Source organism: Enterobacter sp. UPMP701 (assembly GCF_053709515.1).
On sequence record NZ_JBSKJN010000003.1, the window covers coordinates 176,221 to 197,308 of the forward strand.

Genomic DNA, 21,088 nt, shown 5'->3' on the forward strand with positions numbered 1-21,088 from the left:
TTTCTTCAAATCGCTGTCATCGCTCTTAAGGCGCTTGTCGCCTTTATTGAGCTGATTCTGGCCTGCTTACCGTAAGTAGTCAGGAAACGTAACTAAGGCCACCGGCTCACCCCCGGTGGCCTTTAACATTTCACAGGCAGGTAACTATTTTGTTGCGAATACCCAGCACTGCACTGGTTCGCCAGTTATTGCACTGTTGACTGCCTGATAACCCTGAAAGGGATAGCGAGAACGGTCGTGTAATTCTTCGCGTAACTGGTTAATGTCAGGGAAGTTTAGCTTTTGCCTTTCGCACAACTCACGGAAAGAAAACGGCTCAATAGCAATCTGGTTGCTGTCCGGGCTGTGATTGAGTTTCGGTCTGCGCGGGTTTTCCAGCATCTCGTACAAATCCCAGAACTCGTACATCGCATCACCATCGATACGTGGATCGCCAATTTTTGCCGTGATGTTCTCTGGAAAGTCAGGTACGGGAGCTTCAACGTTTAGCAGCATGGCCAGTTCCTCCAGCTCCGTATGCAGTAGCTTTTGAAGCGATGGCCGGCGTTGCCTGCAAAGTTGATCCGCAACAGTATGTAAACGTTCGAAAGCCGCCAGACGCTCTTTGATGTTCAGCCTGTGATTTATAGCGATACCTTTCGTCCAGTAGTCATACAGGGCATCATCGCACTCTTGCTGGTACTGCATAACCTTCTCACGGATTTCTGGCTTTACCTTGTTAGCGTTAATGCTCATAAGCCAGCCCGGGAGCTTACGAACGGCCATACAAACCATATTCTGCGGTACTCCATTCAGGGGGATCACCATTTGGGTGATCCCCCCTGCAAAGCGCTGCCTAAGCCGCATATGCTGGCGACTCCAGGCCAAACCCATTCCCTCGACAACATGCTTCATAGCGACATAGGGTTCGCCTTTGTACTCAACGATGTACAGCTTATCCCCATGAAAATTAAACGGAAAAATATCTTTCTGATTCATCGCTAACGTTCCATCCGGTGAATGTGGGTACAAAAACAGCCTCTGACAGCGACTATATCCCCGGCAGACCCGTTATGCCAAACCGTACATAAACACCACGTAGATATAACAAACTCACCCACAAATCAGGGTGATTTTTAGCCAATCCTGACATTTCCAAAATTTGAAGGGGGGTGTCGGAAAACCGTCACAAACGTCACAATATTTAAAATTATCATCTATCTATATGATATATAAATATAAATTATCATATCTATAACCATCACAAAAGCATCACATAAGCATCACAGTGTGACGGTCTTAAATCATCACAACTCTGTTTTATAACTAATTGAATTTATTGGGTGTGATGGTTTGTGTTGCGTTTTGTGATGGTTTTACCGTCACAACATATATTTAATATAATCAGAAGGTTACTTGCTGTTTTGAATGGCTGTGATGGTTGTGACGGTTTTCCGATGGCCGACTTAAATCCGGGGCAGGGTAAAGCCCATTTTATTAACATTCTGTACACCGATGGTTATTGATCGTTATGAGCGATCAATGGCGTGAAACTGATCGTTCTAAGTAATTGGAATTTAAGCGGAGTGGGGCATATGGTGAGCGCATTCCAATTACAGGATGATGATAACCAGATGAAACTGTTTGCACTTAAGTACTGCCAGGACTGCGGTCAGAAGCGTTCATTCATTGAACGTTTATTCTCGTTAGATGATGAGAGATGCGACAAATGCCACTTTCATTTTGTTCAGTCAGTGAGGGAACGGCGAGGATGAAAACAGGTTATATCAGCTACTTTGAAGGCTATAACAGCACTGGCCAGTTAATCTTTAACGGTAACGGAACGATTACTATTGAACACGAGCCAGATGCCTTTTTAGATCCAGAAGAGGTGAGAGCAGGCCATCTGGAACACTTGCTGAAGGTTTCGCAAGAGAAAAATAGTCAGGTAGTAAGAATTACGATAGTTGGCTTGTTTAAGCTGTGATTAAAGACTGCATAAGCCCCAAAGTTTCATCGGGGCTATTTTTTTACTGATCGTCTTGCCGGGACTTAACGACCACAGATGCCAGCTTGTCAATGAGGCGTTCGCACGCATCAACATCCTTCAGGCTGCGCAATTTAACCTTTGCAGTTTGTGGCACATCATCACGAGTGCAAAGGTTTAGCTCAATTTCAACATCCTTTCTGTCCAGCAATCCCATAATAGCTCCTGCTAATTTTTTGGTTTGAGTTGCAACTTCAAAAAACAGATTGAGTTTATCGGAAGAGTTGTTCGAAAAGCAAACAGAGCGCCCGGCATCTAGCCCCTTGTTTTTGAAATATTCCTCAAGGCTTGTCACTAGTTCGGCGGGACATTCAATACGAACCCCACCAATAATTGACTGATGCAGAGGTTTGCCGGTGAGTTCTTGCATATTTATCTCCAATGAAAAAACCCCGATAAACGGGGTTTTAGTATGTGATGTGGTCGATATGTGGACATTGTTTGAAATAATTCCTTTTATTTCAATGGCATGAGTTTAAAAAATAAGCCCGCGTAAGGGAGATTACGCAGGCTAAGGAGGTGGTTCCTGGTACAGCTAGCATTTATGGGTTATGTTTTTCAGCGGGGGGATAATACCCGTATTGAACGAAGCGGTATGTGATCCGATTCTAAGAATTATCCCAGCGCGAAAAAATTTCCCTGATTAACTATTTGCCGTGTGGGTTTCGGGTGCTTTCACCGTTGAAGTTACGCATCAGCAGCGCGAATTTCAGCTCCACCTCTTCCGGCACCGGCAGCCAGACGGTATGACCGTCACCCGGCGCCACGTCAATCGCTTCGCCTTTGCCGTTTTCCAGATGCTCCAGCGTGAAGTTCATGTTGCCCTGCGGGGTCATCAGTTCCAGGCTATCGCCTTTGGTGAACTTGTTTTTCACCGCGACGGCAGCCAGCACGCCTTTACGCTCGCCGGTGAAGTCGCCGACAAACTGCTGACGCTCGGAAACGGAGTAGCCGTGCTCGTAGTTCTGGTAGTCGTCATGGGTATGACGACGCAGGAAACCTTCGGTGTAGCCGCGGTGCGCGAGGCCTTCAAGGGTTTCCAGCAGGCTGGTATCGAAAGGTTTACCGGCGGCGGCATCGTCGATGGCTTTGCGGTACACCTGCGCGGTGCGCGCGCAGTAGTAATAGGATTTGGTGCGGCCTTCGATCTTCAGGGAGTGCACGCCCATCTGGGTCAGACGCTCGACGTGGGCGATGGCGCGCAGATCTTTCGAGTTCATGATGTAGGTGCCGTGCTCGTCTTCAAAGGCGGTCATATACTCGCCCGGACGTTTGGCTTCTTCAATCATAAACACGCTGTCGGTTGGCGCGCCGATGCCCAGCGTCGGCTCGACGTTGGTCACCGGAATAGGTTCATGCTTGTGGACGATGTTGCCGACGTCATCCTCTTTGCCTTCCTGGACGTTATATTCCCAGCGGCAGGCGTTGGTGCAGGTGCCCTGGTTCGGGTCGCGTTTGTTGATATAGCCGGAGAGCAGGCAGCGGCCGGAGTAGGCCATGCACAGCGCGCCGTGAACGAAGATTTCGATTTCCATATCCGGCACCTGGGTGCGGATCTCTTCGATCTCTTCCAGCGAAAGCTCACGGGACAAAATAACGCGGGTCAGCCCCATCTGCTTCCAGAACTTGACCGTCGCCCAGTTGACGGCGTTAGCCTGTACGGAGAGGTGAATATCCATCTCCGGGAAGTTCTCCCGAACCAGCATGATTAAACCCGGGTCCGACATGATCAGCGCGTCCGGGCCCATATCCACAACGGGCTTCAGGTCACGGATGAACGTTTTCAGCTTGGCGTTGTGCGGCGCGATGTTCACGACCACGTAGAATTTCTTGCCCAGGGCATGCGCTTCGTTGATGCCGAGCTGCAGGTTCTCGTGGTTGAATTCGTTGTTACGCACGCGCAGCGAGTAGCGCGGCTGGCCCGCGTAAACGGCGTCGGCACCATAGGCGAAAGCGTAACGCATATTTTGCAGCGTTCCCGCCGGGGAAAGGAGTTCCGGTTTAAACATGTTTGTTCTCGTTCTGATGACAGGTCAGATCCGCGTGCACCAGGTGCAGCGGTAAGGGGAGATCCCCCACTTTAAGGGCGGGCATTGTAGCGCTGCGGGGCAGGGAGGTAAAGCTTTGCCCCTCACCCTAACCCTCTCCTCAGAGGGGAGAGGGGACTTTTACACCTTCGCCCCTCTGGGGAGAGGGCCGGGGTGAGGGGGAAATTTTGTCACGCAATCCTGCACGCATCCGCTTCCCAGCGATACCCCACGCCGTACACCGCGCGGATAAACGACTGCTCGGCGTCCAGCGCCTCCAGCTTGCGGCGCAGGTTTTTGATATGGCTGTCGATGGTGCGGTCGGTCACCACGCGGTAATCGTCATACAGGTGGTTCAGCAGCTGTTCGCGGGAGAAGACTTTTCCCGGCTCGTGGGAGAGGGTTTTCAGCAGGCGGAACTCCGCAGGTGTCAGGTCCAGCAGCTTGCCGCGCCAGCTTGCCTGGAAGCGGCTTTCGTCGACTATCAGCGGGCTTTCGGCGTCGAGCACCTGCAGTTCGCGCTGCGGCCTGCAGCGGCGCAGAATGGTTTTCACGCGGGCGACCACTTCACGCGGGCTGTAGGGTTTGCAAATGTAATCGTCGGCACCAATTTCGAGCCCCAGCAGGCGGTCAATTTCTTCAATTTTGGCGGTGACCATGACGATCGGCACGTCGGAGAAGCGACGAATCTCCCGGCACAGGGTCAGGCCGTCGGTACCGGGGAGCATGAGATCCAGCAGGATCAGGTCCGGCGGGGTCTGGCGAACGTACGGCAGCACCTGGTCGCCGTGGCTTATCAGCGACGGGGCGTAGCTGGCTGCGCGTAAATAGTCGATCAGCAACTGCCCCAGCTTGGGTTCGTCTTCGACAATCAAAATGCGCGGCGTGTTTTCATCAATCGGTAACTCGATCATGCTTCCCTCGATAAATCCCGTTCCAGAGGTAACTCTACTGTAATGCTAACCCCGCCAAAAGGCGAATGGGCGGCGCGAATGGTGCCATTATGCGCCTCGACAATGTTAACGCAAATCGCCAGCCCCAGCCCGGAGCCGCCGCTGGCGCGATTACGTGAGCCTTCGGTACGGTAAAACCGTTCAAACAGTTTTTCCAGCTGCGCGTCCTGCACGCCGGGGGCGGAATCGGCGAAGGTGAGGGCAAAGCGCCCGTTTTCCTGTTTGCCGGAAATATGCAGCCCGCCGCCGCTGTCGGTGTAGCGCAGGCTGTTTTCCAGCAGGTTGTTGAACAGCTGCATCAGCCGGTCTTTGTCGCCAAACACCACCGCGCTGTCCGGCAGGGAGAGGTCGATTTTCAGGTTGCGGCTGGCAAAGCGCTCGCGGAACGCGCCGCTGATTACCTCCAGAATATTAATCACGTCCACCGGCGCTTTCTGGTAGGCCAGCGCGCCTTCGTCAGACATGGAGAGCTGATGAAGATCGTCCACCAGCTTGGTGAGCGTGCCCACTTCCGCCTGAAGAGAGGCCACCGACTCAGGTGTAAACTGGCGCACGCCGTCCTGAATCGCCTCCAGCTCGCCGCGCAGCACCGCCAGCGGGGTGCGCAGCTCGTGGGAAATATCGGCCATAAAGTCGCGGCGCATCTGCTGGTTTTTCTCCAGCGTGCTGGCGAGCTGGTTAAAGTCCTGCGCCAGCTTGCCCAGCTCGTCCTGGCTGCGGGTATCGACGCGGGTGGTGAAATCCCCGGCGGCCAGCTTGTGCGTGCCTTCCACCAGCCGTTTTACCGGCGCGAGCAGACCGCGCGCCAGCGGGAAGGTGGCGAGCGCGGCGAGCAGGGTAGAGAGGGCGACGATTAGCCAGCTGGTCCGGCGCTGCTGGCGGTCAAAGTTGATGTCGGTGTTACGCGTCAGGCGTTCTACCGGCGAGGCGATAACCCAGCCGACGGTCGCGTTATTGACTTTAATCGCCCGGCGGGTGCCGTCCGGCGGTATCGGCGCGCGCGGGCCCACCAGCGTACGCATGTCCTGGTCAATCACCCAGAACTGGGTGCGCCAGCCGTGCGGCGGCATGCCTGGCCCCGGACGATCGTCACCAGTGTCGTGCTCCAGCGAGCGCAGGATCTGGAAAATAAAGCGGTCGTTATTGCGCAGAAAACGCCAGTTGCCATGTTGGGCGTACTGTTCACTCAGCGCATCGCTTAAGCCCTGCAAGCGCTGTTCATTGCCATGCTTGATGTAATCAATAAAGCCGCGCTCGAAGCTGACCCGCACCGCCCAGTGCATGGTGATCAGCAGGACGATACAGGTAGCAAAAATCGCCACAAAGAGCTTGCCGGTAATGCCCGGACGCCAGAATTTCATGATCCACTCCTTTTGCCGCGCCTGATGACGACGTTCTTGCTGGTATCATCCGGCACTCTGGCGAAGATGAAAGCGGGCAGGGCGATAATGATCGCCATGCTGAGCCAGGTATACATAAAGACCTGATGCGCCACCGGCGTGTCGACGCTGAGGTGATGCTGGCCGTACATGCCGAGCAGTAACCCCGCAACGGTCACGCCCACGCTCATGGAGAGCTGCATGATCATCGACAGCAGACTGTTGCCGCTACTCGCCAGTTCGTCCGGCAGATCCTTCAGCGTCAGGGTGTTCATCGACGAGAAGCGCATGGAGTTGATGATCCCCTGACAGAACAGCACCAGCGGCAGAGCGTAGTACCAGCCCATCAACGCCACGGCCATAAACAGCAGACTCACCAGTGCCAGCCCCAGCGTGGCGGCCACCAGCACGTGACGGTAGCCAAAGCGGTTCACCACCTGCACCACGATGCGCTTCATCCCCATGCTGCCGAGCACCATCGGGATCATCATCAGGCCCGCGTGAAACGGCGAAAATCCCATGCCAATTTGCAGAAACACGGGCGTCATAAACGGCAGCATACCGCTGCCGACGCGCCCGGCGAAGCTGCCGAACAGGCCAAGGCGATAGGTAGGGTTTTTAAACAAGTTCAGACTGAACAGCGCTTTATCGTTACCTCTGGCGTGCCACAGGTACCACAGTATGGCGGTAACGCCGAGCGCGATCAGGAGCCCGAGCGTCAGAGGCGAAATGCCCAACCCTTTTTGCCCGTCGAGCGCCAGAGTGAGCGTGGCCATGCCTGCCGCCAGCAGAATAAAGCCAAAGAAATCAAAGCGCCGCGTCTGCATTTTGTAGTTTGGCATCAGCGTCAGGGTGGCGATAGCGCCGATGATGCCAACAGGAAGATTGATTAAGAAGATCCAGTGCCAGGAGGCGTACTCCACCAGCATGCCGCCGAGCGCCGGGCCCAGCAGCGGCCCCACCTGACCGGGCAGGGTGACGAAGGTCATCGCCGCCATGTACTGCTCGCGCGGCACAATCTTCATCACCGTTAGCCGCCCGACGGGTACCATCATCGCCCCGCCAACGCCCTGCAGCACGCGGGCCATCACCAGCTGGTCGAGGGTGTTGGCCTGGGCGCAAAACAGCGAGCCGGTGGTAAACAGCACGATGGCGGTAAAGAAGATATTCCGCACCCCCACTTTATCCGCCAGCCAGCCGCTGGCAGGCAGCATTACGGCCACCGTCAGCACGTAGGAGACAATCACCATATGCATATGTAGCGGACTCTCCCCCAGGCTTTTCGCCATCGAGGGGAGGGCGGTGTTGACGATGGTCGTATCCAGCGACTGCATAAAGAAGCCGAAGGCGACTATCCATAATTGCCAGCGAACGCTGCTGGGAAGCTCAGTCATTTACCCGGTCACCGTGGTTCTGTTTTTACGCGAAAAGCGCAGCCGCAGGCGGTCGAAGAACAGATAGACCACCGGCGTGGTGTACAGCGTCAGTAGCTGGCTCATCACCAGCCCGCCGACAATGGTGATCCCCAGCGGCTGGCGCAGCTCGGAACCGTCACCGCCCGATATCACCAGCGGCAGGGCACCGAACAGTGCCGCCAGGGTGGTCATCATGATCGGGCGGAAGCGCAGCAGGCAGGCCTGGAAAATCGCCTCCTCCGGCGTCAGGTTGCCGTTACGCTGGGCGTCCAGCGCGAAGTCGACCATCATAATGGCATTTTTCTTCACAATGCCGATTAACAGCATAATCCCGATAAGCGCGATCAGGCTGAACGGCGCGCCGAACAGCTCCAGCGCCAGCAGCGCCCCCACGCCCGCCGACGGCAGCGTCGAGAGAATGGTCAGCGGGTGAACGTAGCTCTCGTACAGCACGCCCAGCACAATATAGACCGTGGCAATGGCGGCCAGAATCAAAATCACCTGCGAGTTCATCGTCTCCTGGAACACCTGTGCGGTCCCGGCAAAGCTGCCGCGCACGGTGGACGGCACGCCAAGCTGCGTCATCGCGCGGTTGATCGCGTCGCTGGCCTCGGAAAGTGATGAACCGGCGGGCAGGTTAAAGGAGATGGTCGACGCCGCCGACAGCCCCTGATGGTTCACCGACAGCGGCGCGTTGGCCGGCCGCCAGCTGGCGAAGTAGGAGAGCGGTATCGCCTTGCCGTCGCTGTTAATGACAAACATTTTATCCAGCGCGCTGATGTCCTGGGTGTAGCGCGGGTCCACCTCCATCACCACCTTGTACTGGTTCATCGGCTGATAGATGGTGGAGATCTCGCGCTGGCCGAAGGCGTTGTTCAGCAGGCTGTTGGCGGCTTCAACGTTAATGCCCAGCCTCGACATGGTTTCGCGGTCGTAGGTCAGGGCCATCTCCGCGCCGTTATCCTGCTGATCGGAGTTGACGTCCGCCAGTTGGGGCAGGGCGGCCAGCGCCTTGCGGATCTTTGGCTCCCACTCGCGCAGGGCGGCTAAATCGTCCGAGAGCAACGTGTACTGATAGCTGGCGTTCGCCTGACGCCCGCCGACGCGGATATCCTGAACGGCCATCAAAAACAGGTTTGCACCCGGCTCTTTGGCGAGCTTCACTCTAAGACGATCAATTACCTGCTGGGCGGTTTCGTTGCGCTCGCCGCGCGGTTTCAGGGTAATAAACATCATCCCGCTGTTAACGCGTGACCCGCCGGTAAAGCCGGTCACGTTATCCACGGCGTTGTCTTCCCGGATGATCTTCATAAAGTCCTGCAGCTTGCCGCGCATCGCCTGGAACGAAATGCTCTGGTCCGCCTGAATACCGCCCATCAGCACGCCGGTATCCTGCTCCGGGAAGAAGGTTTTCGGGATGGTGATGTACATCCAGACGTTAAGTCCAATGGTGGCAATCAGCACCAGCCCGACCAGCCGTGTATGGTTCAGCACCCATTTCAGCGATTTGCCGTAGCCTTCCTGCATCGCCATCAGGAAGCGACCAAAGCCTTTGCGGCGCGGCTGCGAGCGCGGCTTGCTGCGCTTGAGCATCCAGCCGCACATCATCGGCGTCAGCGTCAGGGAAATCACCAGCGAAATCCCGATGGCGACCGAGAGCGTGACGGCAAACTCACGCAGCAGCCGGCCCGGCAGCCCGCCCATCAGCAGCAGCGGCAGGAATACCGCCACCAGCGACAGGCTCATGGAGAGCACAGTAAAGCCCACTTCACGCGTGCCCTGCAGCGCGGCCGGAAGCGGCTTCACGCCCGCTTCCAGGTGGCGGGAAATGTTTTCCAGCACCACGATGGCATCATCCACCACAAAGCCCGTGGCAATTGTCAGCGCCATCAGCGACAGATTGTTGAGGCTAAAGCCGCACAGGTACATGGCGGCAAAGGTGCCGATCAGCGACACCGGCACGGCCACCGCCGGGATCAGCGTCGCGCGGCCGGAGCGCAGGAACAGGAACACCACCAGGATCACCAGTGCGACGGAGATAATCAGCGTTTGCTCCACCTCTTCAAGCGAGGCGCGAATGGTCGGGGAGCGATCCTGCGCAATTTGCAGATCGATTGCCGCCGGGATGGTCTCCTGCAACTCCGGGAGGCGGGCGCGAATGCTGTTCACCGTCTCAATGATGTTCGCTTCCGGCAGCTTGCGGATCATCAGCAGAATGGCCGGTTTAGCGTTGGTCATCCCGGCGTTACGCACGTCCTGCACCGAGTCGGTGACGCTGGCAACGTCGCTCAGGCGTACCGCCGCGCCGTTGTTGTAGTGAATAATGAGCGGCTGATATTCCGCGGCGGTTTTTAGCTCGTCGTTAGTGTGGATCTGCCAGCGGTGGCTGCTGTCCTCAATCGCCCCCTGCGGTTTACGCACGTTGGCGTTGCTGATGGCGGAGCGCACGTCGTCCAGCGACACGCCCTGGTTAAAAAGCGCCTGCGGATTCAGGCCCACGCGCACGGCGGGTAGAGAACTACCGCCGACGCTCACGTCACCCACGCCGTTAATTTGTGAGATTGTCTGCGCCAGCTGGGTCGACGCAAAGTCGTAAAGCTGCCCTTGAGAATAGGTGTCCGAGGTCAGCGTCAGGATCATGATCGGCGCATCGGACGGGTTGGCCTTGCGATAGGTCGGACGGCTCGGCATCCCGCTCGGCAGCAGGCTTTGCGCGGCGTTGATGGCCGCCTGCACGTCGCGCGCCGCACCGTTAATATCCCGGTCGAAGCTGAACTCCAGAATGATGCGCGTGCTGCCCAGCGAGCTGCTGGAGGTCATCTCGTTGACCCCCGCAATCCGCCCAAGGGAACGCTCCAGCGGCGTGGCAACCGACGAGGCCATGGTCTCCGGTGACGCTCCTGGCAGCGAGGCGCTGACCATGATCACCGGGAAATCCACCTGCGGCAGCGGGGCGACAGGCAGCAGCCGGAAGCCCAGCACGCCGCAAAGGGTAATGGCGACAGAAAGTAAAATCGTCGCCACCGGACGGTAAATGAAGAGGGCGAAAAACTTCACTTACGCCTCCTCTTCACGTTTCGGGAAACGGCTTTTGGTCCACAGCGCCAGGCGGTCAAACAGCAGATAAATCACCGGCGTGGTAAACAGCGTCAGCACCTGGCTCACCAGCAGACCGCCGACCATACCAATACCCAGCGGGCGGCGCAGCTCCGCGCCGACGCCGGTGCTGAGCATTAACGGCAGCGCGCCCAGCAGGGCGGCCAGCGTGGTCATCAGGATCGGACGAAAACGCAGCAGGCAGGCCTGGAAGATGGCATCGCGCGGCGACATGCCCTGCTCGCGCTCGGCGGCCAGGGCGAAGTCAATCATCATGATGGCGTTTTTCTTCACGATGCCGATAAGCAGGATGATGCCGATAATGGCAATGACGTCCAGCTCGCTGCCCGCCAGCATCAGCGCCAGCAGCGCCCCCACGCCCGCCGTCGGCAGGGTAGAGAGGATGGTGATCGGGTGGATAAAGCTTTCATACAGCACGCCGAGGACGATATACATTGCGACCACCGCGGCCATGATTAGCCAGATGGTATTCCCCAGTGCGGCCTGGAACGCCAGCGTGCTGCCCTGGAACTGGGTCTGAATATCGGACGGGAAGCTGAGTTCTTTTTCAGCAGCCTGAATGGCCTCCACCGCTTCGCCCAGCGAGTAACCGTCCGGCACGTTAAATGAAATGGTGGTGGACGGGAACTGATCCAGATGGTTAATCGACAGCGGGGTATAGCGTTCTTCCACCGTGGCGATGGCACTCAGCGGCACAATACCGCCGTCTTTGCTGGTCAGGCGTACCGAATCCAGTGCGGCCAGGCCGGGCGTGTTTTCCGTGTTGTGCTCCAGCACCACGCGATACTGGTTCGCCTGGGTGTAGATGGTGGAGATCAGACGCTGACCAAAGGCGTTGTACAGAGCATTATCTACGTCCGCCATGGTAATGCCCAGACGGCTGGCGGTATCGCGGTTGACGTTCACGTAGGCCGCCAGGCCTTTGTCCTGCCAGTCGCTGCTGACGTCGGCGAGCTGCGGCAGGGTGTTAAGCTTATTCACCAGCTGCGGCACCCAGGTGCTGAGCGCGTCCAGCGAGGTGGCCTGCAGCGTGAACTGGTACTGCGTGCGGCTGACCTGGGTATCAATGGTCAAATCCTGAATCGGCTGCAGGTAAAGCTCAACGCCCGGCACGCGCGCGACGGCGTTTTGCAGACGCTCAATGACGGCGTTGACGCGATCGTCGCGTTCATCCAGCGGCTTGAGGTTGATCTGCAGACGCGCGCTGTTGAGCGACGGGTTGGTGCCATCCACCCCCACGTAGGAGGTCAGGCTCTCTACCGCCGGATCCTTCATCACGATCTCAGACACCTGCTGCTGGCGCTGGGCCATGTTCGCGAACGAGACCGACTGCGGGGCCTGAAGCGTGCCCTGAATAATGCCGTTGTCCTGAATCGGGAAGAAGCCTTTCGGGATAAAAATCCACAGCATCACGCTGAGCGCCAGGGTACCCAGCGCCACGCCGAGGGTTGCCCATGGATGGTTGAGCACTTTCGCCAGCACGCGACCATAGGCCGCAATAATCCGCTCGAACATGCGCCCGGAGGCGCGGGAGAAGCGGTTTTGCTTGCGCAGGGACTCGTGGCTCAGCATGCGGGCGCACATCATCGGCGTCAGGGTCAGCGACACCACGGCGGAGATCAAAATGGCCACCGCCAGCGTCACGGCAAACTCGCGGAACAGACGCCCGACGATATCGCCCATAAACAGCAGCGGGATCAGCACCGCAATCAGCGAGAAGGTGAGCGAGATAATGGTAAAGCCGATTTCCCCCGCGCCCTTCAGCGCGGCGGCCAGCGGCTTTTCGCCTTTCTCGATATAGCGCGAGATATTCTCAATAACGACGATGGCGTCATCCACCACAAAGCCGGTGGCGATGGTGAGCGCCATCAGCGTCAGGTTGTTAATCGAAAAATCGAGGAACACCATCACCGCAAAGGTGCCGACCAGCGAGAGCGGCACGGCGACGGCGGGAATGATGGTCGCCGGGACGTTACGCAGGAACAGGTAAATGATCATGACCACCAGCGCAATCGCCAGCATCAGCTCGAACTGGGTGTCGGTGACCGACGCGCGAATGTTAGTGGTGCGGTCGGAAAGCACCTTCACGCTGACCGATTTCGGCAGGCTTTCGATCAGCTGCGGCAGCATGGTGCGGATGCTGTCGGCGGTTTCGATGATGTTAGCACCCGGCTGACGCTGAACGTTCATCACGATCGCCTGCTGCTTGTTGGCCCACGCCCCCAGCCAGCTGTTTTCCGCGCCTTGTTCTACGGTGGCGATGTCGCCCAGGCGGATCGGCGCACCGTTCTGGTAGGCCACAATCAGCTGACGGTACTCGTCGGCGGACTGCATCTGATCGTTGGCAGAGAGCGTCACGGCGCGGGTTGGGCCGTCCAGCGAGCCTTTCGCCGAGTTGACGTTCGCGTTGCTGATGGCGCTGCGGATGGTTTCGCTGGTCAGACCCAGCGCGGCAATGGCCTGCGCGTTTAGCTTCACACGGACGGCGGGGCGCTGGCCGCCCGCCAGGGTGACGAGGCCGACGCCGGAGACCTGAGAAATCTTCTGCGCCACGCGGGTTTCAACCATATCTTCCACCTGCGTCATCGGCATGGCGGAGGAGGTGACGGCGAGGGTCATGATCGGCGGATCCGCCGGGTTCACCTTGCTGTAGACCGGTGGGTTAGGCAGGTCCGACGGTAGCAGGTTGGTGGCGGCGTTAATCGCGGCCTGCACCTCCTGCTCGGCGACGTCCAGCGACAGCGTCAGCTGGAACTGCAGCGTCACGACGGACGCCCCGCCGGAACTCTGGGAGGACATCTGTTTTAACCCGGACATCTGACCAAACTGGCGCTCCAGCGGTGCGGTAATGGCGGACGTCACCACGTCCGGGCTGGCGCCAGGGTAGAGCGTCACCACCTGAATGGTGGGGTAATCCACTTCCGGCAGCGCCGAAACGGGCAGGAAGCGGTAGCCGATAATCCCGGCGAGCAGGATCGCCACCATCAACAGCGTGGTGGCGACAGGACGGAGGATAAACAGGCGTGACGGCCCACCTGTAGAGCCTGGCGGCATCACCTGCATCAGGATTTCTCTCCCTGTTTAGCAGGTTCAACCACTTCCACTTTGGCCCCTTCGGTCAGACGGTCGATGCCGTCGGTGACCACGCGGTCGCCCGCGGAAAGACCGGCGGCAATCACCACCGTCTGGCTGTCCTGAATACCGGTTTTCACCAGATGCTTGCTGACCTTATTGTCGCTGTTAAGCACCCAGACGAAACTACCTTCGTTACCCATCTGCAGCGCAGCGGTGGGGATCACCACCGCATTCTCTTCAGTGGCGACCAGCATTCGCGCGTTAACGAACTGGTTCGGGAAGAGGGCGTCGTCCTGGTTGTTAAAGCGCGCCTTCAGCTTGATGGTGCCGGTGGTGGTATCGATCTGGTTGTCCAGGCTGAGCAGCGTACCTTCGCTCAGCTTCTGCTTGTTGGTGCGGTCCCAGGCTTCCACCACCAGGCCTTTGCCGGCTTTTTGCGCCTGCATGACGGTGGCGATATCGCTTTCCGGCAGGGTAAAGACTAAATCAATCGGGTGGGTCTGGGTGATCACCACGATGCCCGTGGTGTCGCCGCTGGAGATCTGGTTACCGATATCAACCTGCTTCAGGCCCACGCGCCCGTCAATCGGCGCGGTGATGCGGCTCCAGTCCAGTTGCAGCTGTGCGCTGGCGACGGCGGCCTCATCGGCTTTGATGGTGCCCTGCGTTTCGCTGACCAGCGACTGCTGGGTGTCCAGCTCCTGACGCGATACCAGGTTCGTTTTCACCAGCTGCTGGTAGCGCGCTAAATCTCGTCGGGCGTTGGCGAGGGTGGCTTTGTCTTTCGCGAGCTGCCCCTGCGCCTGAGCGAGGGCGACTTTAAACTGGCTCGGGTCGATTTCGGCCAGCAGATCGCCCGCTTTGACCTGCTGACCTTCCTGGAAGTGGATCGCGATGAGCTGACCGTCGACGCGGCTGCGCACCGTGGCGGTGTTCGCGGCGGTAATCGTGCCGAGACCGGTCAGATAACGCGGAACGGCTTTACTCACCGCCGTTGCCGCCTGCACTGGTGCCAGCGCGCCGCCACGCATGCCGTGACGGCCACCGCCTGCCGGGCGCTGCGGTGCGTTATTGGCACCGGCGGGGGCTGCGGAATTTACGGATTGGCTGTGCCAGTACCAGGCGGCGGCAACGGCCACCACAATGATGCCAGCGGCGATTGCCCAGCGGGATTTGTTACTGCCTTTCATCGTTATACGTTCTCATCCTGAAACACTTCGGGGAATGATACTAGTTTAGTCAGCTAACACAGCGGAAAAATGGAGGAAATATGGAAGACTGTCAGGAATGGTCTGAGTGTGGTGCTCTTTTTAGCCGGGTGAGGCGAAGCCGCCACCCGGCACAACAACACTAGCTAAACATCACCTGCGCCCAGCGCGCCAGCCCCGCGGTAACGGAGCCAAAGTCATCGCCGCCGGCAATTGGAATGCCCGGCAGCTGTTCCGCCAGCGCTTTTTTGATCAGCGGCGAACGGGCGCTACCGCCGGTCAAATAAATGACGTCCGGCTTCTCTTTGCCGTTCTCCAGCGCCAGCTGGACCTGCTCCAGAATGCGCTGCAGCGGCTGCGCGAGCGCCGTCTCCAGCCCTTCCTGAGAGATCGCCGTAGCCAGATCGTCGCTGATGAAGGGTAACGACACCGCATGCTCTGGACGATCCGAGAGGGCGATTTTGCTCTCTTCCGCCGTGCGCACCACGCGGTAGCTCAGGCGCTGACGCCACACTTTATAGAGCAGGGCGACCTTCTCCGCATCCTGCGCGTCGCGCACCAGGTCGTTGAGAAAGCGCCCGTTCGCGGTGCTGTAAAAATCACTCTGCGCAGGCACATCGTTGATGGCAATCGCGTTCCACCACGGCAGGATCGGCAGGGCGATCCCTTTTTCGGTTTGCCCGCCCATGCCGAGCAGCGGCATCAGGCTCTTGAATGCCAGGGCGATATCAAGATCGTTACCGCCGACGCGGCAGCCGCTGTGCCCAAGCAGGCTGTTTTCGCGGTCGCGACGGCTATGCCACTGCGGGCCCATCAGCAGCAGCGAGCAGTCGGTGGTACCGCCCCCGATGTCGACGACCAGAACCCGTTTCTCTTCCGTCAGCGTGGCTTCAAAATCCAGCCCCGCCGCAACCGGCTCATACTGAAACACCACGTCGCGGAAGCCTGCGCGGAGTGCCGCGCGTTCAAGGATCCCCTGCGCCTGCTGGTTGGCCTCGTCGCCGCCCAGCCCCTGGAAGTTGATCGGACGGCCAATCACCGCCTGGGTGATCGCATCCGGTACCTGCGACTGCGCCTGATTGCGGATATGCAGCATCATCGCGCACACCAGGTCTTCAAACATCGCCACCTGCTGCGGCTTCAGGCCGCTGGCGCCGAGGAAGGATTTTGGCGATTTAACGAAGTAGACCTCTTCCGGGTCTTCGATGTAATGCCCGAGCGAAGAGAGGCCAAACTGTACGCTGGACGGGGTAACGTCGATATCTTCCTCACGGTTAAAGCTGACCGCCCGACGCAGCAGCGCCTGGGTTTCCGCTGCGGTAGCAGGAACCTGATGGTGGCGGAACAGCCACTCGCTCACCGCTTCACGCGTCGGCGCGCAGAGCATTGACGGCAGCAGCGTGCTCTCTTTTTCCATTTTAAGAAGCTGCGGTTGTCCGTTTTGCATGATCGCAACCGAGCAGTTTGCCGTACCGTAGTCAAATCCGATAAACACAATGAATCCCCATGCCGGTGAGAAGGGGCGAGACTTTAACGAAATGTCTGCATGGCGACAACAGGAATATGAAAGCAAGGCGAAACACCGCTTTTCCGTTTATCCTGAGAGGAATAAAAAAGGAGCAATAATGTATACCCTGACCTGGCAACCTCCCTACGACTGGCAATGGATGTTTGGCTTTCTCGGCGCCCGTGCGGTGACGGGCATTGAAACCGTCACGAGCGATTATTACGAGCGCAGCTTTGCCTGCGAGGGCCATCAGGGGATCTTTCGCGTGACGCCGGATATCGCCACCCATACGCTGACTGTGACGCTCAGCCCGGGTTTAGTTCCGGTGGCTCAAACGTGTCTTGAACGCATCGCGCGCCTGTTCGATCTCGCCTGCAACCCGCAGCACGTCGCGGATACGCTGGGCGATCTCGGTGCTGCCCGGCCAGGCTTACGTTTGCCGGGGGCGATAGATGCGTACGAGCAGGGCGTCCGGGCGATCCTCGGACAGCTGGTGAGCGTGGCGATGGCGGCGAAACTGGCATCCCGCGTTGTCGCCCTGTGCGGTGAGCCGGTGAAAGATGCACCGGGTTATGTCTGCTTTCCCTCCCCGCAAGCGCTGGCGGCTGCCGATCCGCTGGCGCTCAAAGCGCTCGGGATGCCGGTAAAACGCGCGGAGTCGCTGATTCTTCTGGCGCAGTCGGTGGTTGACGGCACCTTTCCGCTGACGCCGCCTGAAGACGTTGAGGCGGGCATGAAGGCGTTACAGCAGCGGCCGGGGATCGGACGCTGGACGGCAAACTACCTGGCCCTGCGCGGCTGGCAGGCGAAAGATGTGTTTCTTCCGGATGATTATCTGATTAAGCAACGTTTCGCCGGGATGACCCCCGCGCAAATTCGTCGCTATGCCCAGCGCTGGCAGCCGTGGCGTTCTTACGCGCTGCTGCACATCTGGTATACCGACGGCTGGGCACCGTCAGTTGATGGCGAAATAGCTGGTGTTAAGCAGTAGATCAAGCGGCTGTGGCTCGGCGATGGTGTCACCATAGATAAAATCAATGCCGATGCCGGACAGCGTATCCATCATGATGGGCTGATTACACGGACCCGCGATGGTCTTCATCCCCAGACGCTGGGCGTGGCCCTGAACGATGGTCACCATCATCTCGTCCATCAGATTGCCATATACGTTGCTCACCACTTCTGCATCCAGCATCAGATAATCGGCCATGTTTGGGCTCAGGTGGGTGAAGACGTTCATGTCGCGTCCTGTCTGGCTGAAGATCACGCGGCAGCCCGCCTGACGAAGCTTTTGCAAACCCCGCTGCAGATTCTCATCCGGGTGACACACCACGTCGGCGGGGATAACCAGATGCAGCAGACGGCCCGGCATGGCGCTGTTATCAAGCAGGTCGAGGAGTTCATCCACCAGCGTCACGCTGGCTAAACCGGCCGCAGAAAGCGGCAGCGCCACGCCCATCCCCTTGCTGGCAACCTGGGCCGCATATGTACGGAAAAACTCACCGAAAATGCGTCTGTCGAGGGCATGCAGCAGCTCAGGCTCAGCCAGACCAGCGCGGAAGGCATGCTCCTCCTGCACCTCGCCCTGGCTGGTCCACAGGCGCAGCGAAATCAGCCAGAAGTTACAGCTCTCCGGTATGCGCGGTGAGGCGACGCTGCGGGCTATCATCATCAGATGATTGTCTTTGATCATGTGCCACTGCTCGTCCAGCGACAGCATGCTGCGCGTGCTGCGGTCCCGCTCCTGTTGGGGTTCATAAACCGTCACGATGCCGCGCCCGCTGTTTTTCGAGGCATAACAGGCAATATCCGCCTGCGACATCACTTCTGACGCCTGGTTGTTATTTTCATCAATCAGCGTGATCCCCGCGCTGGCGCCAATCCGGTGCAGGCGGCCTTCCCACATAAAGTGATAGTCATTAATGGTATGGATCAGGCGACCGGTGATATAGCGCGCGCTCTCAATATTGCAGTCCGGCAGCAGCAGCCCGAACTCGTCTCCACCCAGACGCGCCAGCACGTCGCTGGAGCGGAGCAGGGTTAACATCATGGAAGAGAGTTCCCGCAGCAGGGCATCCCCCGCCGCATGGCCTGCGCTATCGTTGACGGCTTTGAAGCGGTCCAGATCGATAAAGACCAGCGCATGACGCTGACGCGTCTCACGCACGGTTTGCAGAAGTCGTTTGAGATGGTTTTCAAAGCTGACGCGGTTTGCCAGGTGGGTCAGGGCATCGTGTGACGCGCTATAGCTCAGCTGGCGCAGCATTTTGCGCGATTCAGTGACATCCTGAATAACAATCACCGAGCCAATACTTTTCCCCTCGAGCGTGCTGAGCGGCGTAATGCTGTAATGGATATCGAACGATCCCCCGGTGCGGCAGTTCAGCACCACGTCCTGGTCGATATCTGAGCGAGACATATCGCCGCTGTGAATGTTTTCCATCAGCGGACCCTGCTCACCAAAGGTGATGTGTAACACCTTCAGGATCGGCTGGCCGATGGCCTCGGTTTGCAGCCAGCCGCTCATCTTCTCGGCGACCGGGTTCATAAAGGTGACGTTCATATCGATATCGGTACAGAGCACCGCTTCACCGATGGAGTCGAGGGTAATATGCAGACGCTCTTTTTCCTGGAACAGCGCCTCGTTAAGCTGTTTCACCTCGGTCATATCCATATTGATGCCGAGCAACCGTTCGACTTCACCCTCTTTATTCAGTACCCGGTTTGCCAGAGATCGAATATGGCGCACGCCTTCTTTCACGCGGATGCGGAATTCCAGCTTAAACGGCAGACGGGAAACCAGTGAATCCCGCAGCACTTTTTCAGCATGCGCGCGATCTTCCGGCAGCATGGCGTCGTGCCAGAGCTGCCAGGTAGGCTTGATGTGCGGCGGGATTTCATACAGCTCGAACATCCGCTTATCCCAGCTGATGATGTCAGGCTCCAGATCCCACTCCCAGATGCCGATGCCGCCCGCTTCGTTGGCCAGCGTAATGCGCTCCATCAGGCGTTTGTTCACCCACTCGGTCTGCTTCAGGTCGTTAATATCTTCAATCTGGGCGATAAAATAGAGCGGTGAGCCATCAGCATGGCGCACAACGGAAACGGCCAGAAGCGCCCAGACGACCTCACCGTTGCGCGTGTAGTAGCGCTTCTCAAGGGTGTAGGTGTTGATGTCGCCGTTAACCAGCTGCTCCAGCTGTTCCAGGTCGGTATGCAGATCTTCCGGCCAGGTGAGCTGCTGGAAGGTGAGAGACTGCAGTTCCGTCTGGCTGTAACCGAGGAAATTGCACAATGCCTTGTTGGCCTGAAGCCACTGCCCCTCAATGCTGACCAGCGCCATACCGATGGCGGAATACTCCATCGCATTGCGAAAACGCTCTTCGCTTTCGGTGATGTGTTTACGTTCGGCGCGGAAGGCATACATCACCATGGTCATCACGTTAGCAGGGAGAAGCAGCATCAGGAACGGCAGCCACGGCGCGTTCAGCATAGGGCCCGCATGTTGGGTGGTCAGCGCGGTCGGGTTCCGGGCAATCATCAGTGACACGACCATGACGGTGACCAGAAATACCATGAAGGCTTCCATTCGCGGCAAGCGCACGGCGCTCCACATCAGCAGAACGATCACGCAGGTAAAGGGCCACGGCAGCCAGGTAATGGAGGCCCAGCTGAGAGCCAGCGTGACGGCCATAGTGACCAGCGTTTCCAGCAGTAGTCTCGGGTCACGGTGGCGCAGCAGATAGTGAGGTTTAAACAGCAGTCCCAGCGGCACCAGAGCCAGCGCGCCGATGGATTCAGAGAGCACCCAGACGATAAAATTACGCAGCGGCTCGGGAGCGGGGACCAGCAAATAGACCAGAATGCCGCCTACCAGCGGCGGCACCAGCGCGCTGCCAATGGCCAGACGCACCCAGTCGTTTAAATTTTGCAGCGGGTTATACCACGGGAGCAGCTTACGCAGTAACACTGCGCCAATGAAGGCCTCAATAACGTTTATTGAGGTAAAGGCAAGGCTTATCTCCTCCCAGGAGAACAGCATCCACGAGGCCAGAATATTGCCGAACGAGCAGGCCAGGGCTATGCCGGGCCACATTTTCCCTGCATGGCGGTAAAACGCCACCATCATAATAGCAGTGGGAAACCAGAGCGGGGCCAGCAGGGTGCCGAAGCGGGTCAGCTCCAGCGAAAATAAGGTAAAGATAAAGGTGACCAGGCCCAGACAGACAAGTCGCAATAAAGGATGTGGGGTAGTAACCAAAACCCGCTGGTATTGTTTATTCATTACCGCTTTATCCAGAGACGCCATGCCGTCAGGAGAGAAGTCCGCACGAGTGAATTTGATAATTTGGTTTATGCTAGTACAAACAATTTACAATTC

13 protein-coding genes are annotated in these 21,088 nt (G+C 58.0%); 2 read left to right on the forward strand and 11 right to left on the reverse strand.

Features of this window, described 5'->3' with window-relative positions; genetic code table 11:
- Window positions 1–144 precede the first annotated feature (144 nt).
- Window positions 145–978 (reverse strand): phage antirepressor N-terminal domain-containing protein, encoded by an 834-nt coding sequence (locus tag ACWKXT_RS09530; protein ID WP_454532303.1) that lies wholly within the window; start codon window positions 976–978, stop codon window positions 145–147.
- A 772-nt stretch (window positions 979–1,750) separates the two neighbouring features.
- On the opposite strand from ACWKXT_RS09530, the gene ACWKXT_RS09535 reads away from it, so the two are divergent.
- Complete coding sequence (locus tag ACWKXT_RS09535) at window positions 1,751–1,966, forward strand: hypothetical protein (protein WP_454532304.1); 216 nt, start codon at window positions 1,751–1,753, stop codon at window positions 1,964–1,966.
- A gap of 43 nt (window positions 1,967–2,009) precedes the next feature.
- On the opposite strand, the gene ACWKXT_RS09540 is transcribed toward ACWKXT_RS09535, so the two are convergent.
- From ACWKXT_RS09540 to yegD, 9 genes are all read right to left on the reverse strand, one after another.
- The gene (locus ACWKXT_RS09540) at window positions 2,010–2,396 is read right to left on the reverse strand and encodes a hypothetical protein (protein ID WP_454532305.1); all 387 of its coding nucleotides are present in this window, start codon (window positions 2,394–2,396) and stop codon (window positions 2,010–2,012) included.
- A 277-nt stretch (window positions 2,397–2,673) separates the two neighbouring features.
- Window positions 2,674–4,035, reverse strand: a complete 1,362-nt coding sequence (gene trhP / locus ACWKXT_RS09545; RefSeq protein ID WP_454532306.1) for a prephenate-dependent tRNA uridine(34) hydroxylase TrhP — start codon at window positions 4,033–4,035, stop codon at window positions 2,674–2,676.
- A 209-nt stretch (window positions 4,036–4,244) separates the two neighbouring features.
- A complete protein-coding gene (gene baeR / locus ACWKXT_RS09550; protein ID WP_454528546.1) occupies window positions 4,245–4,967 on the reverse strand; it encodes an envelope stress response regulator BaeR in 723 nt (240 codons plus the stop codon).
- Complete coding sequence (gene baeS, locus ACWKXT_RS09555) at window positions 4,964–6,367, reverse strand: envelope stress sensor histidine kinase BaeS (RefSeq protein ID WP_454528547.1); 1,404 nt, start codon at window positions 6,365–6,367, stop codon at window positions 4,964–4,966. Before baeS ends, baeR begins: the two co-directional genes overlap by 4 nt.
- Window positions 6,364–7,779 (reverse strand): multidrug transporter subunit MdtD, encoded by a 1,416-nt coding sequence (gene mdtD / locus ACWKXT_RS09560; protein WP_454532307.1) that lies wholly within the window; start codon window positions 7,777–7,779, stop codon window positions 6,364–6,366. The genes baeS and mdtD overlap by 4 nt, the downstream gene beginning before the upstream one ends.
- A complete protein-coding gene (gene mdtC / locus ACWKXT_RS09565) occupies window positions 7,780–10,857 on the reverse strand; it encodes a multidrug efflux RND transporter permease subunit MdtC (protein WP_454532308.1) in 3,078 nt (1,025 codons plus the stop codon).
- The gene (locus ACWKXT_RS09570) at window positions 10,858–13,980 is read right to left on the reverse strand and encodes an MdtB/MuxB family multidrug efflux RND transporter permease subunit (RefSeq protein WP_454532309.1); all 3,123 of its coding nucleotides are present in this window, start codon (window positions 13,978–13,980) and stop codon (window positions 10,858–10,860) included.
- Entirely contained in the window at window positions 13,980–15,182 is a 1,203-nt protein-coding gene (locus ACWKXT_RS09575; protein ID WP_454532310.1) for an MdtA/MuxA family multidrug efflux RND transporter periplasmic adaptor subunit, read from the reverse strand. Before ACWKXT_RS09575 ends, ACWKXT_RS09570 begins: the two co-directional genes overlap by 1 nt.
- Before the next feature lie 160 nt (window positions 15,183–15,342).
- Window positions 15,343–16,695, reverse strand: a complete 1,353-nt coding sequence (yegD, locus tag ACWKXT_RS09580; RefSeq protein ID WP_454528552.1) for a molecular chaperone — start codon at window positions 16,693–16,695, stop codon at window positions 15,343–15,345.
- 130 nt (window positions 16,696–16,825) lie between these two features.
- Here yegD and alkA point away from each other — a divergent pair, with 130 nt between their 5' ends.
- Window positions 16,826–17,698, forward strand: coding sequence for a DNA-3-methyladenine glycosylase 2 (alkA, locus tag ACWKXT_RS09585; RefSeq protein WP_454532311.1), 873 nt, complete (start codon window positions 16,826–16,828; stop codon window positions 17,696–17,698).
- Here the strand turns inward: alkA and ACWKXT_RS09590 are convergent.
- Entirely contained in the window at window positions 17,663–20,992 is a 3,330-nt protein-coding gene (locus tag ACWKXT_RS09590; RefSeq protein WP_454532312.1) for a diguanylate cyclase, read from the reverse strand. The genes alkA and ACWKXT_RS09590 overlap by 36 nt on opposite strands.
- Between the last annotated feature and the right edge of the window lie 96 nt (window positions 20,993–21,088).

Bases quoted from the DNA above. Each gene is read 5' to 3' on its own strand.
- ACWKXT_RS09540 (WP_454532305.1), bottom strand. From the start codon at position 2,396: ATGCAAGAACTCACCGGCAAACCTCTGCATCAGTCAATTATTGGTGGG.
- baeS (WP_454528547.1), bottom strand. From the start codon at position 6,367: ATGAAATTCTGGCGTCCGGGCATTACCGGCAAGCTCTTTGTGGCGATT.
- ACWKXT_RS09590 (WP_454532312.1), bottom strand. From the start codon at position 20,992: ATGAATAAACAATACCAGCGGGTTTTGGTTACTACCCCACATCCTTTA.
- alkA (WP_454532311.1), top strand. From the start codon at position 16,826: ATGTATACCCTGACCTGGCAACCTCCCTACGACTGGCAATGGATGTTT.
- ACWKXT_RS09570 (WP_454532309.1), bottom strand. From the start codon at position 13,980: ATGCAGGTGATGCCGCCAGGCTCTACAGGTGGGCCGTCACGCCTGTTT.
- ACWKXT_RS09575 (WP_454532310.1), bottom strand. From the start codon at position 15,182: ATGAAAGGCAGTAACAAATCCCGCTGGGCAATCGCCGCTGGCATCATT.
- ACWKXT_RS09530 (WP_454532303.1), bottom strand. From the start codon at position 978: ATGAATCAGAAAGATATTTTTCCGTTTAATTTTCATGGGGATAAGCTG.
- baeR (WP_454528546.1), bottom strand. From the start codon at position 4,967: ATGATCGAGTTACCGATTGATGAAAACACGCCGCGCATTTTGATTGTC.
- mdtD (WP_454532307.1), bottom strand. From the start codon at position 7,779: ATGACTGAGCTTCCCAGCAGCGTTCGCTGGCAATTATGGATAGTCGCC.
- trhP (WP_454532306.1), bottom strand. From the start codon at position 4,035: ATGTTTAAACCGGAACTCCTTTCCCCGGCGGGAACGCTGCAAAATATG.
- ACWKXT_RS09535 (WP_454532304.1), top strand. From the start codon at position 1,751: ATGAAAACAGGTTATATCAGCTACTTTGAAGGCTATAACAGCACTGGC.